Source organism: Gillisia sp. Hel_I_29, assembly GCF_000744275.1.
Taxonomy (GTDB): domain Bacteria; phylum Bacteroidota; class Bacteroidia; order Flavobacteriales; family Flavobacteriaceae; genus Gillisia.
On sequence record NZ_JQLP01000005.1, the window covers coordinates 990496 to 1004429 of the forward strand.

Consider the following 13934-nt stretch of genomic DNA (forward strand, 5'->3'; position numbering starts at 1 on the left):
TTAAAGAATGATTGTAATTTGCACTCGAAACTTCTTCTAAGTCTTATAAATGATTTCTTAATTTAAAATTTTACGGGAAATATGAATGTATTAGTAACTGGGGCCGCAGGCTTTATTGGCTCTCATATGTCAGAAAGATTGCATAAGAATGGATTTCAAGTAACAGGAGTAGATAATTTTTCTTCATATTACGATGTCTCATTAAAAGAACTAAATGCAGAGGAACTTAGAGATAAAGGTATAGTACTGCATAATATAGATCTTAGAGATAAGACTCAAATTTCAGAACTTGCTACAGACTTCGATTTTATATTTCACTTTGCTGCACAACCAGGAATATCGGTTACCAGTTCTTTTGAAGATTATTTGTCTAACAATATCATCGCAACTCAGAACCTAATTGAGTTTTCAAAGAGAAATTCTAACCTTAAACATTTTTTTAATATAGGAACTTCCTCAATTTATGGACTTGAGGCTACTTTTCCGGAATCTGTAGCACCAAATCCTGCATCTCACTATGGAGTTACTAAATTAGGAGCAGAACAACTGGTACTTGCAGAATCTCGAACTAAAAAATTAAATGGAAGTTCTTACAGATTATATTCGGTTTATGGGCCTAGAGAACGTCCGGATAAACTTTATACAAAATTAATTTCCTGCGCTTACAATAATAAGTCTTTTCCATTATTTGAAGGTAGTGGCGAACATTTAAGGAGTTTTACCTATGTGGGTGATATTATAGACGGTTTAATGAGTGCTTTAGACAATCATGAAAAATTAATAGGTGAGATCATTAATATTGGAACAGAAGAAGAAAGAAGTACTCAAGAAGGAATAGACCTAGTGGAAGAATTATTAGATACCAAGATAGCTTTGGAAATTAAGCCACAACGCCCAAGCGATCAATGGAGAACCTTAGCGAATATAGATAAGGCTAAAAAACTCTTGAATTATAATCCCACCACCACTTTAAAAGAAGGATTAAAACTGCAAATAGAATGGTATAGATCTAATTTTTTATAGGTTTTTATATTTTTGCAAAAGATAATTGGCCGCAACAAATGGTGTGGTCTCATTATTTTCTATGGCATATAATTGATCGTGCAATGCTGTTTTTATCACAGGGTTCTTATAAAATCTATTTTTTAGATGCTCATTAATGGTTTGTACCAGCCAGAATTTATTCTGCTCATGCCTATTCTTTTCAAAGTAACCATTGTTGCTGGTTAGAGTTTGATATTCTTTAATTAGCTCCCATATTTCATCTACACCGGTTTTGTTTAAGGCGCTACATAATAGAACCTTAGGCTGCCAATCACTTTGCTTAGGTGGATAAAGATGTAAAGCTCTTTTAAAGTCTAATCTGGCCTCTCGTGCAGCTTTTTGATTTTCTCCATCTGCTTTATTAATAACGATGGCATCTGCCATTTCAATGATCCCTCTTTTAATTCCCTGTAGTTCGTCTCCGGCACCTGCTAATTTCAGCAACAGAAAGAAATCTGTCATACTATGTACGGTGGTTTCGCTTTGGCCAACACCAACGGTCTCTATCAAAATTACATCAAATCCAGCAGCTTCGCATAGAATGATGCTCTCTCTTGTTTTTCTTGCCACACCTCCTAATGAATCTCCGGAAGGTGAAGGCCTAATAAATGCATTTTCTTTTGTGACCAGGTTTTCCATTCTGGTCTTATCTCCTAAAATACTACCATGAGATAACGTACTACTTGGATCTACGGCTAGTACCGCAACTTTTTTACCTTGTTTTACCAAAAAACTCCCCAATGCCTCTATAAAAGTACTTTTGCCAACTCCGGGTACCCCGGTTATTCCAATTCGTATAGATTTATGAGCATATGGTAAGCAAGATTCAATAAGTTTTTCTGCTCTATGTTGATGATTGGTTTGATTGCTTTCTACCAGCGTTATTCCTTTTCCAAGCGCAGTTTTATTCCCTTCTATAAGTTTTTGAAATAATTCTTCGTGAGAATATATCTTCTTACGGGAAGCCTTGATCCTACTAATAGAATCAGGGTTTATCTTGGGTGATGAAGGAGTACTTTCAGACTGATTTAATGCGGAATTAGTTGGCTTTTTGGTCAAAATTAAATCAAGATTTATGACAAATTTATGAATAGTTCTATGGGGAAAATACCCTTTAGTAGTATCTTCAAATTTAAATAAAATTAATCAAAAATAAAGAAGATGAAGGTATTGTATAAAGCTAAGGCAACTACAGAAGGTGGACGTGATGGTCATGTAAAGACAGATGATGGTGTTTTAGACATGAACTTAAGTTTAGCAAAAGGTTTAGGTGGAAAAGGTGGTGATGGAACTAATCCTGAACAACTTTTTGCAGCTGGATATTCGGCTTGTTATGGAAGTGCTTTACAATTAGTGGCTAAAAATCATAAAGTAGATCTAGGTGAAGATTTTAGTGTTTCTGCTACCGTAAAATTAGGAACTAACGAAGAAGGAGGATTAGATCTTGCCGTTATTTTGGATTCTTATTTACCAGGAGTAGATGTTGAAACAGGAGAGAAACTAGTGAATGAAGCTCATGAGATCTGTCCTTATTCTAGAGCAACTAGAGATAATATAGATGTTACTTTAAATTTAATGCTAGACGAGGAGTAGGCATTTTAAAATATTAGTGAAAGGAAAGAGGCGTCTTGGATGCCTCTTTTTCTTTTATAATAGGCACGCGAATTTTAGTATAATCCCAACTTAATGTTAGTTCTACAAATTCATGATCTTTTTCAAAATATATGCTGAATTGTTCTAGAGGCTCCGCAATTTGCTCGGTAGGAATTTCAATAACCAACACGTCAAATTCAGGTTCTCTGTAAGGTTGTTTGTCTAAATTTATTCCCCACGGATACATTTTTGAGTTAAAAATGACTTTCCATGAATTTTCCATAGGGATTGTCCAAAGTGTATATTTCCCAGCTTCTAATATAGAGCCATCCACAATTAAATCTTCATTAGTACTAAAGGTAGTAGCTTCATTTGCACCTGTACGCCAAACTTCTCCATAAGGTATTAAACCTCCAAATATCTTTCTATTCTTTTTATAGGGCCTATTATAAAACACTTCAAGCTCCAGAGCGTTGTCTTCATACGTTATTGTTTCTTCAGGGCTATAGGCTTTGGTTGCATATCTGTCATAAAATAGCTTACCAAGTACTATCAACATTATAATTACCAAGATTTTTAAACCTAATAATATATTCTTTTTCATGGTCTTAATCTAATCAAATATATTGATCATCTCCTATGAAATTACAAAAATGGCGCCAAATGAATATTAGGTCTTGCTGCTATTGGTCCTCCAATTGAATTAATTTCACATAAAAATGAATAAATTTTGCAACATCGTATAATTAAGCTCGTCTTTATGATAACAATCAACTAACTAAAACCAATTTTGTTAACACATCAGCTCATTCAGGATTGTCGTGCCAATAACAGAAAAGCACAGGTAAAGCTTTATAATAAGTATTGTGAGGGTATGTTTATTGTGGCGCACAGATTTTTGAAAGATTCTTTTGAAGCTGAAGATGCAATGCAGGAGGCATTTATAAAAGCCTTTTTAAAATTACATCAGTTTGAAGGGGAGGTAACTTTTGGTGCGTGGTTAAAAAAGATCGTGATCCATAAATGTATTGATAAGCTTAAAGCTAAGAAAATGGAATTGATAGCTCTTAATGAGCAAACAATGGAGGTTGTAGATAATGATGATACTAATTGGCAAATTCAGGATGGTATAACAATAGATATGGTTACTAATAGTATAGAGAAATTACCAGAAAAATACAAATATCCTCTTATGCTCTTTTTGATAGAGGGTTATGATCATCAGGAGATATCAGAAATATTAAAAATATCTGGAGTAGCATCCAGAACCTTGGTACATCGAGGTAAGAAAAAGTTACAAGAAGAATTAAAATCAATTAAAGATGGCACAGGATATTAGAGAGATGTTCAAGAATGGATCTCTGGCTAAGGAGCGTTTGGAGAAAGGACATCATAAAAGATTTGAAAGAAAACTGGATAAGGAATTCGGCAAGAAAAAAGAACATAATAGCTTCTTATTTTTTAAGATAGCAGCAATTTTTATAATTGCCATAGGAGTAGCATTTTTCTATTTTAAAAATAATAATACGCCAATAGAAAATAAGATGGTAAATACTCCAGATGTAGAGAAAACTAACTCGGTACAGAAAAAGGATAATATTCAACTTAGTGAGATCTCTCCGGAATTTGAAAAAATTGAGAACTATTATCTGGCTGGTATCAATTTGGAATTAGCCAAACTAGAAATAAATGCAGATAATAAGCTTTTGATAGATTCTTTTATGGTAGAATTATCAGAATTGGATAAAGAATATCAGCGCTTAAATCAGGATCTGAATGAGACCGGCATTAATGAACAGACCATACAAGCTATGATCAATAACTTACAACTAAGGCTCGAATTGCTATTTAAGCTTAAAAATAAACTGAGTGATCTTAAGAAATCAAAAAGCACTACCTATGAAAATGCACAAATATAATATAGCCCTCTTATTTTTATTAATTGTGAGTAATATCACATTAGCTCAAACTAGAAAGCTTGATAAAAGTTATAAAGTAGATAATGATGTTGTAATAAAGATCAATTCTAAGCATACTAATTTATTAGTAGAGAGTTGGGATAAGAATGTAGTTTCCGTAGAAGCGTATTTAAATTCAGAAAAATTAAATAAGGAAGAGACTAAAAAACTTCTTAATGAATGGAATCTTTCTGCTACCGGAAATACTGGTGAAGTTGTGATTAATTCTTCTGGAGGAATGTCTGTTGGGCCAGATATAAATATGGAAGGTATAACTGGTTCTATAGGAGAATTGCAAAATTTGATAGGTCCAATGGTAACAGATCTTATTGGTCCAATACTTAGTGATATGCCTATTCCTAAACTGCCTTCAGAATTTTATTCTAAAATGGGAAAGCTTAATTTTGATTATCAGGCGTACCAGAAAGATGGAGAGAAATATATGAAGAGATGGGAAAAGCAGGTGGAGAATAATTTTGGAGATGATTTTCAGAAATCTATGGAAGAGTGGGGAAAGCAGTTTGAAAAGAACGCAGAAGTATGGGAAGCTCAAATTGAAAAGAATTCTGAGGGATTAGAAAAGAAATTTGAAGCAGACATGGAGAAGTGGGGAGAAAACTTTGGCAAAAGAATGGAAATATGGGGTAACAACTTTGAGAGAAAAATGGAAGGGAAAGAAGATGTGAAGCTTTATGTTAATGAGATGTTTTCCAACAATTCTTCTAAAGCCATAAGAACAATTAAACTAAGAGTACCTAAAAATGCAATTCTAAAATTAGATGTACGCCACGGTGATGTGATCTTAGATAGGAAAACCACCAATTTAAAGGCTACGCTCTCTCATAGCAACTTTAAAGCAACAACCATAGATGGAGAAAGAACAGAAGTAAAAGCTTCTTATACACCTATAAATGTTGGGTCATGGAATTATGGGATTTTAAATACAAGCTATGTGAACGATTGCCGAATTAATAATGTGAGAAGCATTAAATTGATCTCAAGCTCTAGTGATGTTGTTATTGGTGAAATATCGCAAACAGGTATTCTATCCGGTAATTTCGGAAAATTGAGAATAGATAAACTCTCTTCCGGTTTTAAAAATTTGGATATAAGTGTGGATAATAGTGAGCTAGAATTAAGTTTACCTGCAACAGCTACTAGTTTTAATTACAACGGAACTCAAAGTGAGATCTCTTATCCTAAGGTTAATACCGTGAAATCTACCAAGTCTTATGACAATTTAAGTTTAAATGGTTTTTATAAAAATCAGAGCTCTTCATCCTTAATATCAATTAAAGCAAGATTTAGCGAAGTTGTAGTAAAATAAGTTATTTTTGAAAAAAAATGATCTTATGTCCACTACCAATTTTGCAGAGTTCATCTCAGAATGCTCCAAAAACTTTACGCCAGTTATAGACACTATCTTCGTGAAAAAGGATTTTGAGCATATAGATCTTTCTCATGTAAGCGAGGAGTTAAAAGAGATCAAGATCCCTTCTTCTGTGATCCTTCAGGGTAAGATAGAAGAATATCTTGCTAAGCGCAAAAAAAAGGTAGCTTTTGGTGGGTATGACGAGCAAAGGAACCTGTATGAGCGTAGTGTTATATTTAATGACGATAAAGCAGCGGTTAATAGAAATATTCATATAGGATTAGATCTATGGTGTGCAGCAGGCACAGCAGTTATTGCTCCCTTAGATGGAACAGTTCATAGCTTTAATGACAATTTAGGATTTGGTAATTATGGGCCTACGATCATTTTAGAACATATTATTGATGAGCGTACCTTTTATACACTTTATGGGCATCTATCCAGATCCTCTATTAAAGATCTGGTTTTCGGTCAGATTGTAGAGGCAGGAGATAAAATTGGGGTTTTAGGTTCTCACAAGGTAAATGGAGATTACGCTCCTCATTTACACTTTCAGATCATAGAAGATCTACAAGGGTTTAATGGTGATTATCCCGGAGTAGTTGCTGCGGCAGATCTAGAATTCTACTTAAAGAATTGCCCAGATCCAAATTTGCTTTTAAAAATTAATTGATCATTTAAGCTTTAACCGCCGGATTTTTACTTTTTACAAACCAAGCTACTAAGGCAGAAGTTACTACGCCCATTGCTAAAGCAGAAAATACTACTTGGATCATCGTAGATTTAAGATTGTAAAATGCTTCTGCTTGTTCTCGCGTCATGGCGCTATTTTCAGAAATATAAGTTATCATATTGCTGAAGTAATTCGGGCTTATGTATACGCTAGTAATGTATTGAGATAAAGGAGACAATAACGCTACTACAATTGTAATTACTACTCCAGCAACAAAGCCTTGCTTCCAATCCATAACTCCATTATAATAATTCTTCTTTTTATCTCGCAGTCCGAGAAAATAAATGAAGACCGCTATAAATCCAAACAAGTTACTGTAAATCGCTTGTTGATCTATATGCTCATCATGCCATCCCATCATCTTTTCAAATAAGACCCAGATAAGACCAGCGATTATAAAAATAACACCCCATTTAATTTCAATAGAAAAATTCTTCATTTTGTGCAGATTGAATTAGAATGTTAAAATTAGTAAATATAGAGCTATGGGATGATATTTATCTCCTCTAATAAGGTTCTATATTACCTCTGAAGGTTTAAAAAATTGTTGTTAATTAATTTTAGTTTTTCTTGATCATATCTTTTTTGTTTTTCTATGTGAAGTTAAGAACTATATGGTGAATAATTAAATACATCATTTGAAGTAGAAGAACGGAAATTATAGAAAATAATAAACCCCAAAGTCAGGCTCCGGGGTTTATTCAAATAGAAATTAAATTTCTTTTATTGCTGATGATCTGTAACCACCCAATCTCCTTTTTCAATTAAGGGAATAGCTTGTTTGTATTTCATGGATTTACTTTCACCACTCATAACATTTTTAAGGGTCACCTTGTCATTTCTATTGATCTTAGGTTGATCTCTAACAATGGTTTCAGTTTTCTGAGGTCTTTGTTGAGTTTGTTGCCCTGCAGCGCGGCTTTGAGCAGCACGTTCATCTAGATTTGGAATTTCTTCTTTAGTAGTTTCCACCTGCTCTCTTCTTTTAACTTGTCGAGCTTCTTGAATATTAGAAGTGTTTCCTTCTGGAATTTCTCCTTTGAATAAGAAAGAGATCACATCTTTATTTACCTGATCTATCATGACCTTGAATAATTCAAAAGCTTCAAATTTATAGATCAATAAAGGATCTTTCTGCTCATGAACAGCAAGTTGCACACTTTGCTTTAATTCATCCATTTTGCGCAAATGCGTTTTCCAGGATTCATCAATAATGGCAAGAGTTATATTCTTTTCAAAATCTTTAGTTAATTGCTTTCCTTCAGATTCGTAAGCTTTTTCAAGATTGGTAACAACTTGTAAGCTTTTATTCCCATCTGTAAAAGGAACGGAGATTCTTTCAAAATTGTTAGTCGGATCTTCGTATACCTGTTTTATGATTGGGAAAGCAGAAACGGCAGTACGCTCCATTTTATCATAATAATGAGCATACGCAGCTTTATAAACTGTGCCAGAGATCTTTTGATCATCCATTTTGGCAAACTCTGTTTCAGAAACAGGAGAGCTCATAGAAAAATATCGAATCAGTTCAAATTCAAAGTTCTTATAATCTACAGCAGATTTGTTAACTTCTACAATAGATTCTACAGTATCAAATATCATATTGGCGATATCTACTTTTAATCTATCTCCAAAAAGAGCATGGTATCTACGTTTATAGATCACTTCTCTTTGAGCGTTCATAACATCATCATATTCCAATAATCTCTTACGAACACCAAAGTTGTTCTCTTCCACTTTTTTCTGAGCTCTTTCAATAGATTTTGAGATCATGGAATGTTGAATAACTTCTCCTTCTTCAAGACCCATTCTATCCATTAGTTTAGCAATACGCTCAGAACCAAATAAACGCATCAGATTGTCCTCCAATGAAACATAGAACTGAGAGCTTCCCGGATCTCCTTGACGACCGGCACGACCTCTTAACTGTCTGTCTACACGTCTGGAGTCATGGCGTTCTGTACCAATAATGGCAAGTCCACCATTATCTTTAACTTCTTTGCTCAATTTAATATCTGTACCACGACCTGCCATGTTAGTAGCAATTGTCACAATTCCAGAGTTACCTGCTTCCGCAACAATATCTGCTTCTTTCTTATGTAATTTGGCGTTCAATACATTATGAGGAACATTTCTTAATTTAAGCATTCTGCTTAATAATTCTGAAATTTCTACAGAGGTTGTACCTATCAAGACTGGTCTACCAGCATTGGAAAGTTCTGTAACCTGTTCTATTACCGCATTAAATTTCTCACGCTTCGTTTTATAAACAAGATCTTCTTTATCAAAACGGGCAATTGGACGGTTGGTAGGAATTTCTACTACATCCAATTTGTATATTTCCCATAATTCTCCTGCTTCTGTCACCGCTGTACCTGTCATACCAGATAGTTTTCGGTACATTCTAAAGTAATTCTGAAGAGTAACAGTCGCAAAAGTTTGAGTAGCATCTTCAATCTTTACACTTTCCTTCGCTTCTATAGCCTGGTGTAATCCATCGCTATATCTACGTCCTTCCATGATACGCCCTGTTTGCTCATCAACAATTTTCACTTTATTATCAATAACCACATACTCAGTGTCTTTTTCAAATAAAGTATAAGCTTTAAGCAATTGTCTCATAGTATGAATACGCTCGCTTTTGATGCTATAATCTCTAAAAAGATCTTCTTTCTGTTCTGCTTCTTCTTCTGAAGTAAGGCCTTTATTTTCGATCTTAGCGATCTCCATTCCTATTTCAGGCATCACAAAGAAATCCGGATCATCTTTTCCTGAAAGATATTCAACCCCTTTATCGGTAAGATCTATTTGATTATTTTTTTCTTCAATTACAAAATACAGCTCTTCATCAACCTTTGGCATTTCGCGGTTGTTGTCTGACATGTAATGATTTTCGGTCTTTTGAAGTAACTGCTTAATTCCCTCTTCACTCAAAAATTTAATCAGCGCTTTATTTCTAGGAAGTCCTCTGTGTACTCTTAATAATTGAAGTCCACCTTCTTTAGTATCTCCAGCAGCAATCAGTTTTTTAGCTTCAGCTAAGGTCTTGTTAAGTTGCTGTCTTTGCACTTCTACTATATTATGAATAGAAGGTTTTAAAACCTCAAACTCATGAATGTCACCTTTTGGAATTGGTCCGGAAATAATTAATGGCGTTCTTGCATCATCTACCAATACAGAATCTACCTCATCTACAATTGCATAGTTTGGTGCACGCTGAACGAGATCGTCTGGCGAGTGAGACATATTATCTCTCAAATAATCAAAACCAAACTCGTTGTTAGTTCCGTACGTAATATCTGAATTATATGCTTTACGTCTAGAAGCAGAATTTGGACGGTGATAATCTATACAATCTACGGTTAACCCATGAAATTGAAATAGTGGAGCCATCCAGGCGCTATCCCTTTTTGCTAAATAATCGTTCACCGTTACTAAGTGAACCCCATTTCCGGTAAGTGCGTTTAGGTACATGGGTAAGGTGGCAACAAGAGTTTTACCTTCCCCTGTTTGCATTTCAGCAATTTTACCTTGATGCATAGCAACACCACCAATTAACTGAACATCGTAATGAACCATGTCCCAAGTAATAGGTTTTCCTGCTGCATCCCACGAGTTTTTCCAAGTAGCATAATCACCATCAAGAACAACGTAATCTTTTTCTGCAGACAACTCACGGTCATAAGAAGATGCAGTTACTCTTAGCTCTGTATTATTTGTAAATCTTTTTGCCGTTTCCTTAATTGTAGCAAAAGCTTGAGGAAGTATTTCATTTAGAACCCCTTCAGATAGTTCATATAAATTGTCTTTAAGACCATCTATCTCTGCATAGATATCTTCATTTCTGGTAATATCGTCGCTTGCGTCTGCTTCTTGGGTAAGGGTGTCTATCTTCTGCCTGACATCTGCTGTAGCACCTGCTATTTGCTTTTTAAAAGAAACAGTCTTTTCTCTTAATTCATCAAGGCTTAAGGCTTCAAATTCCTTTTCTAGCGCTTTGATCTTCTCTACAATTGGTTGTATTTCTTTGACGTCTTTTTTGGATTTATCGCCAACGAATACTTTTAATACAGAATCTAAAAAACTCATTGTTTTTCTATTTATTATAGTTCAAATGTACGCAAAAAAAAAGCCTCAAGATTGAGACTTTTACTATTTTACGTTGTGTATATATTATTTAATATTCATCCTCGTTCCAAAGATAATCTTCGTCCGTAGGATAGTCGGGCCAGATCTCTTCGATAGAGTCATAGGAATCTCCTTCATCTTCAATTGACTGCAGGTTTTCTACCACTTCAAGTGGAGCACCTGTTCTAATGGCATAATCTATTAACTCATCTTTTGTTGCCGGCCAGGGAGCATCGCTTAGGTAGGATGCCAATTCTAAAGTCCAATACATTGATTAATCGGGTTTTATTTTTTGCAAAAATAATTTTTTTGTTGTAATGGGCAAGTAAAAAATCTAATAATTCATCATTAATTTTAAGAACATCCTCAAATTTTGTAAAAATTGATAGCTATGATCAAAATATAGAGGTAACGTAGGGACTTAAATATTCTCGGAAGGAATCCACTGAATTTCTTCTGCTTGTACATCTTTTGACAATTTTCGTGCCAGCACAAATAGATAGTCAGATAATCTGTTAAGATATTGTAAAACAAGTTCGTCAAAAGGTTCCAATTCATATAAAGCAGTGGCTAATCGCTCTGCACGTCTACAAACACATCGGGTTATGTGACAGAATGACACTGCCTGATGACCTCCTGGTAAAATGAAATGAGTCATTTCTGGTAAGTCTTCATTCATCTTATCCATTTCATTTTCTAAGAGCGTAATATCTCCTTCTGTGATCTTTGGAATGTTTAAGCGTTCTTTTCCGCTTTTCAATATTGCTTTTTCAGGATCTGTTGCCAAAATAGCGCCTAGAGTAAACAATCTATCTTGAATAATATTTAAAATTTCTTTGGTATGCTCATCAGGTTTTTGATCTTTAACAAGCCCAATATAAGAGTTAAGTTCATCTACAGTTCCATAACTTTCTATGCGTATGTGATGTTTGGGAACTCTGGTACCTCCAAATAACGCAGTAGTACCTTTATCTCCGGTTTTAGTATATATCTTCATATTTAATTAGTCTAAAGCTGCTTAATTCTTGCTGCCTTCAAAGATACAAGAAACCTTAAAGACTAGAAAAGGCATGGAGTGTTTATGTATTCCAAGGCTGGTGCTTTTCCAATATGATAATCTAGAAGATTAAAGCTGCTAAAGTTCGGTTCGTAAATTTTCTTCCTTTTTACGCTGATTGTATCTATGGCGAAAATTTCTATTTTTTCTGGCTTTCTTGCTTTTTGCGGAGCGATTGGCGTTCCAAATAAAGTAGGCAACAATAAGAATTATAATACTTAAATACCACCAAGTCTCCCTGTCTAGATCTATCATGATAAGATATGTTTTCTACAAAGTAAGAAATAATCTAAAAATCTCTAAGTATATTGAGGTTTAGTCTTGTCTTTACGTTCATCACTTTCTATAACACCATCTCTTAATCTGATTACTCTGTGAGCATGCTCTGCAATATCTTCTTCGTGAGTTACCAATATCACAGTATTTCCTGCAGCATGAATTTCATCAAATAAGTGCATAATCTCTACAGATGTTTTAGAATCTAAATTCCCTGTAGGTTCATCTGCTAAAATTATGGAGGGCTTATTCACCAAAGCTCGGCCCACAGCCACACGTTGTCTTTGTCCACCAGAAAGTTGGTTAGGTTTATGATCCATTCTATCTGCCAGACCAACATTGGTAAGAACCTCTTCAGCTCTAACTTTTCGTTCTGCTTTGGTAGCACCTGCATAAACCATTGGTAAGGCAACATTTTCTAAAGCTGTAGTTCTTGGTAGTAAGTTGAAGGTTTGAAATACGAAACCAATTTCTTTATTTCTAATCTCCGCAAGATCATCATCAGACATTTTACTAACATCCTTGCCATTTAAAATATAGCTACCTGAAGTAGGTGTGTCTAGACAACCTAGAAGATTCATAAGTGTAGATTTACCAGATCCCGAAGGTCCCATAAATGCTACATATTCTCCTCTTTCTATTTCAAGGTCTATACCTTTTAAAACTTTTATGATCTCTTGCCCCAATGGGAAATCGCGGGTAATACTGTGTAATTCTATAACCTTGCTCATGTGAAAACTTCAGAATTTGAATGTAAATATAGGACGTCAACTTTTAAGATTTGTTACAGCCTTAAAGTAAAATGCTCTTTTTCTTGTTCTTTTCTGAAGAAAACCAGTCCCCAATAATAAGAATCTATGGTAACTCTAACGTTAGGATCTTTTTTAATTTCATCCCAGGCTTCTTCCATTTCTTGCGACCAGTGAATATCATCGAAGATAAAAACAGAGTTGTTGTGGGCGTGCGGAAGCAGTTTTTGGAAATATTTTAATGTTGGTTCTTTTTGATGTTTTCCATCAAAATATATAAGATCAAAAGATTTTTTAAGAGACACATCAGTTAGCAATTCATCAAATTCACCTACTTTTATTTTAATGTTGTTCAGATTAAAATCTTTAAAATAGTGTTGTGCAACAGAAGCCGTTTCCGGGCAACCTTCAAAAGTTAAAATGTTTGCCTTTGTATCAATGGCCATAGCAGCTGAAGCTAATCCTACAGATGTTCCTAACTCTAATACTTCTTGAATTTCAAGATAATTAATAAGCTTGTTCAAGAGTTTTGCTCTCTTCAATGAGATTCCAGCATTCTTGGTAATAGCAGATACTTGTCTTTTATTAGATTTGAAAACCCGACTCCCGGCGCCAAAATCTTTAACGTTTATGTTCTGTTTATCTTGAAGTAATTTTTTTCTGAATTGTTTCAGCGTTAGAATGGATTCTTTTTTACCTTTTCTATAGAAACATTTTGTAAGAAGTAAATAGACAAAAGGGGAGTGCACCCCATGCTGATTTGTAGATCTTATTAGAAATTTTATATAGGAAATGAATTGATGCAAGTTTTTATTCAGTATTTAGTATACAGTATTAAGTATTGAGTACTTAGTATTGAGTTATGTAATTTCAAGTTAGAGCGTTTTTGCTTTTATTAATTAAAAACTTCTCTACTCCGCTCGAGGTGACAGTCATTTTTGTAAACGTCACCCTGAACTTGTTTCAGGGTCTATCATAAAAATTAAACTAGATGCAGACACAAGATCAGCATGACAAGAACAGA

At 34.4% G+C, this 13934-nt stretch carries 14 protein-coding genes; 6 read left to right on the forward strand and 8 right to left on the reverse strand.

Annotation, left to right across the window (positions count from 1 at the left end; all coding sequences use genetic code 11):
* The first annotated feature begins 81 nt into the window (after nucleotides 1-81).
* A complete protein-coding gene (locus P163_RS09565; protein WP_034890146.1) occupies nucleotides 82-1023 on the forward strand; it encodes an NAD-dependent epimerase/dehydratase family protein in 942 nt (313 codons plus the stop codon).
* Here P163_RS09565 and meaB read toward each other — a convergent pair.
* The gene (gene meaB, locus P163_RS09570) at nucleotides 1018-2103 is read right to left on the reverse strand and encodes a methylmalonyl Co-A mutase-associated GTPase MeaB (RefSeq protein ID WP_034890149.1); all 1086 of its coding nucleotides are present in this window, start codon (nucleotides 2101-2103) and stop codon (nucleotides 1018-1020) included. The genes P163_RS09565 and meaB overlap by 6 nt on opposite strands.
* Nucleotides 2104-2205: 102 nt before the next feature.
* Here meaB and P163_RS09575 point away from each other — a divergent pair, with 102 nt between their 5' ends.
* The gene (locus tag P163_RS09575; protein ID WP_034890152.1) at nucleotides 2206-2637 is read left to right on the forward strand and encodes an organic hydroperoxide resistance protein; all 432 of its coding nucleotides are present in this window, start codon (nucleotides 2206-2208) and stop codon (nucleotides 2635-2637) included.
* Nucleotides 2638-2650: 13 nt separating this feature from the next.
* On the opposite strand, the gene P163_RS09580 is transcribed toward P163_RS09575, so the two are convergent.
* Nucleotides 2651-3241, reverse strand: coding sequence for a DUF2911 domain-containing protein (locus P163_RS09580; RefSeq protein WP_034890155.1), 591 nt, complete (start codon nucleotides 3239-3241; stop codon nucleotides 2651-2653).
* A 186-nt stretch (nucleotides 3242-3427) separates the two neighbouring features.
* On the opposite strand from P163_RS09580, the gene P163_RS09585 reads away from it, so the two are divergent.
* From P163_RS09585 to P163_RS09600, 4 genes are read left to right on the forward strand one after another with little or no spacing between them, the layout of a single operon-like run.
* Complete coding sequence (locus P163_RS09585; protein WP_034890157.1) at nucleotides 3428-3976, forward strand: RNA polymerase sigma factor; 549 nt, start codon at nucleotides 3428-3430, stop codon at nucleotides 3974-3976.
* On the forward strand, nucleotides 3960-4556 hold the full coding sequence (locus tag P163_RS09590) for a hypothetical protein (RefSeq protein WP_034890160.1): 597 nt from the start codon (nucleotides 3960-3962) through the stop codon (nucleotides 4554-4556). Before P163_RS09585 ends, P163_RS09590 begins: the two co-directional genes overlap by 17 nt.
* On the forward strand, nucleotides 4537-5922 hold the full coding sequence (locus P163_RS09595; protein WP_034890163.1) for a hypothetical protein: 1386 nt from the start codon (nucleotides 4537-4539) through the stop codon (nucleotides 5920-5922). Before P163_RS09590 ends, P163_RS09595 begins: the two co-directional genes overlap by 20 nt.
* 25 nt (nucleotides 5923-5947) lie before the next feature.
* A complete protein-coding gene (locus tag P163_RS09600) occupies nucleotides 5948-6640 on the forward strand; it encodes a peptidoglycan DD-metalloendopeptidase family protein (RefSeq protein ID WP_034890166.1) in 693 nt (230 codons plus the stop codon).
* 4 nt (nucleotides 6641-6644) lie between these two features.
* Here P163_RS09600 and P163_RS09605 read toward each other — a convergent pair whose 3' ends face one another.
* From P163_RS09605 to P163_RS09635, 6 genes are all read right to left on the reverse strand, one after another.
* Entirely contained in the window at nucleotides 6645-7139 is a 495-nt protein-coding gene (locus tag P163_RS09605) for a DUF4199 domain-containing protein (RefSeq protein ID WP_034890169.1), read from the reverse strand.
* Nucleotides 7140-7423: 284 nt separating this feature from the next.
* The gene (gene secA, locus P163_RS09610) at nucleotides 7424-10789 is read right to left on the reverse strand and encodes a preprotein translocase subunit SecA (protein WP_034890172.1); all 3366 of its coding nucleotides are present in this window, start codon (nucleotides 10787-10789) and stop codon (nucleotides 7424-7426) included.
* Nucleotides 10790-10877: 88 nt separating this feature from the next.
* Nucleotides 10878-11099 (reverse strand): DUF2795 domain-containing protein, encoded by a 222-nt coding sequence (locus P163_RS09615; protein WP_006989959.1) that lies wholly within the window; start codon nucleotides 11097-11099, stop codon nucleotides 10878-10880.
* A gap of 150 nt (nucleotides 11100-11249) precedes the next feature.
* A complete protein-coding gene (locus P163_RS09620; RefSeq protein WP_034890176.1) occupies nucleotides 11250-11825 on the reverse strand; it encodes a cob(I)yrinic acid a,c-diamide adenosyltransferase in 576 nt (191 codons plus the stop codon).
* A gap of 359 nt (nucleotides 11826-12184) precedes the next feature.
* Nucleotides 12185-12892 carry an ABC transporter ATP-binding protein gene (locus tag P163_RS09630; protein ID WP_034890182.1) on the reverse strand — a complete coding sequence of 236 codons (708 nt, stop codon included), beginning with the start codon at nucleotides 12890-12892 and terminating at the stop codon, nucleotides 12185-12187.
* Between the two features lie 53 nt (nucleotides 12893-12945).
* Nucleotides 12946-13659, reverse strand: a complete 714-nt coding sequence (locus tag P163_RS09635; protein ID WP_231556181.1) for an O-methyltransferase — start codon at nucleotides 13657-13659, stop codon at nucleotides 12946-12948.
* Between the last annotated feature and the right edge of the window lie 275 nt (nucleotides 13660-13934).

Excerpts from the sequence above, each read along its gene's own strand:
- P163_RS09565 (WP_034890146.1), top strand. The coding sequence starts at position 82 with ATGAATGTATTAGTAACTGGGGCCGCAGGCTTTATTGGCTCTCATATG.
- P163_RS09575 (WP_034890152.1), top strand. The coding sequence starts at position 2,206 with ATGAAGGTATTGTATAAAGCTAAGGCAACTACAGAAGGTGGACGTGAT.
- P163_RS09580 (WP_034890155.1), bottom strand. The coding sequence starts at position 3,241 with ATGAAAAAGAATATATTATTAGGTTTAAAAATCTTGGTAATTATAATG.
- P163_RS09590 (WP_034890160.1), top strand. The coding sequence starts at position 3,960 with ATGGCACAGGATATTAGAGAGATGTTCAAGAATGGATCTCTGGCTAAG.
- P163_RS09595 (WP_034890163.1), top strand. The coding sequence starts at position 4,537 with ATGAAAATGCACAAATATAATATAGCCCTCTTATTTTTATTAATTGTG.
- P163_RS09600 (WP_034890166.1), top strand. The coding sequence starts at position 5,948 with ATGTCCACTACCAATTTTGCAGAGTTCATCTCAGAATGCTCCAAAAAC.
- P163_RS09605 (WP_034890169.1), bottom strand. The coding sequence starts at position 7,139 with ATGAAGAATTTTTCTATTGAAATTAAATGGGGTGTTATTTTTATAATC.
- secA (WP_034890172.1), bottom strand. The coding sequence starts at position 10,789 with ATGAGTTTTTTAGATTCTGTATTAAAAGTATTCGTTGGCGATAAATCC.
- P163_RS09615 (WP_006989959.1), bottom strand. The coding sequence starts at position 11,099 with ATGTATTGGACTTTAGAATTGGCATCCTACCTAAGCGATGCTCCCTGG.
- P163_RS09620 (WP_034890176.1), bottom strand. The coding sequence starts at position 11,825 with ATGAAGATATATACTAAAACCGGAGATAAAGGTACTACTGCGTTATTT.
- P163_RS09630 (WP_034890182.1), bottom strand. The coding sequence starts at position 12,892 with ATGAGCAAGGTTATAGAATTACACAGTATTACCCGCGATTTCCCATTG.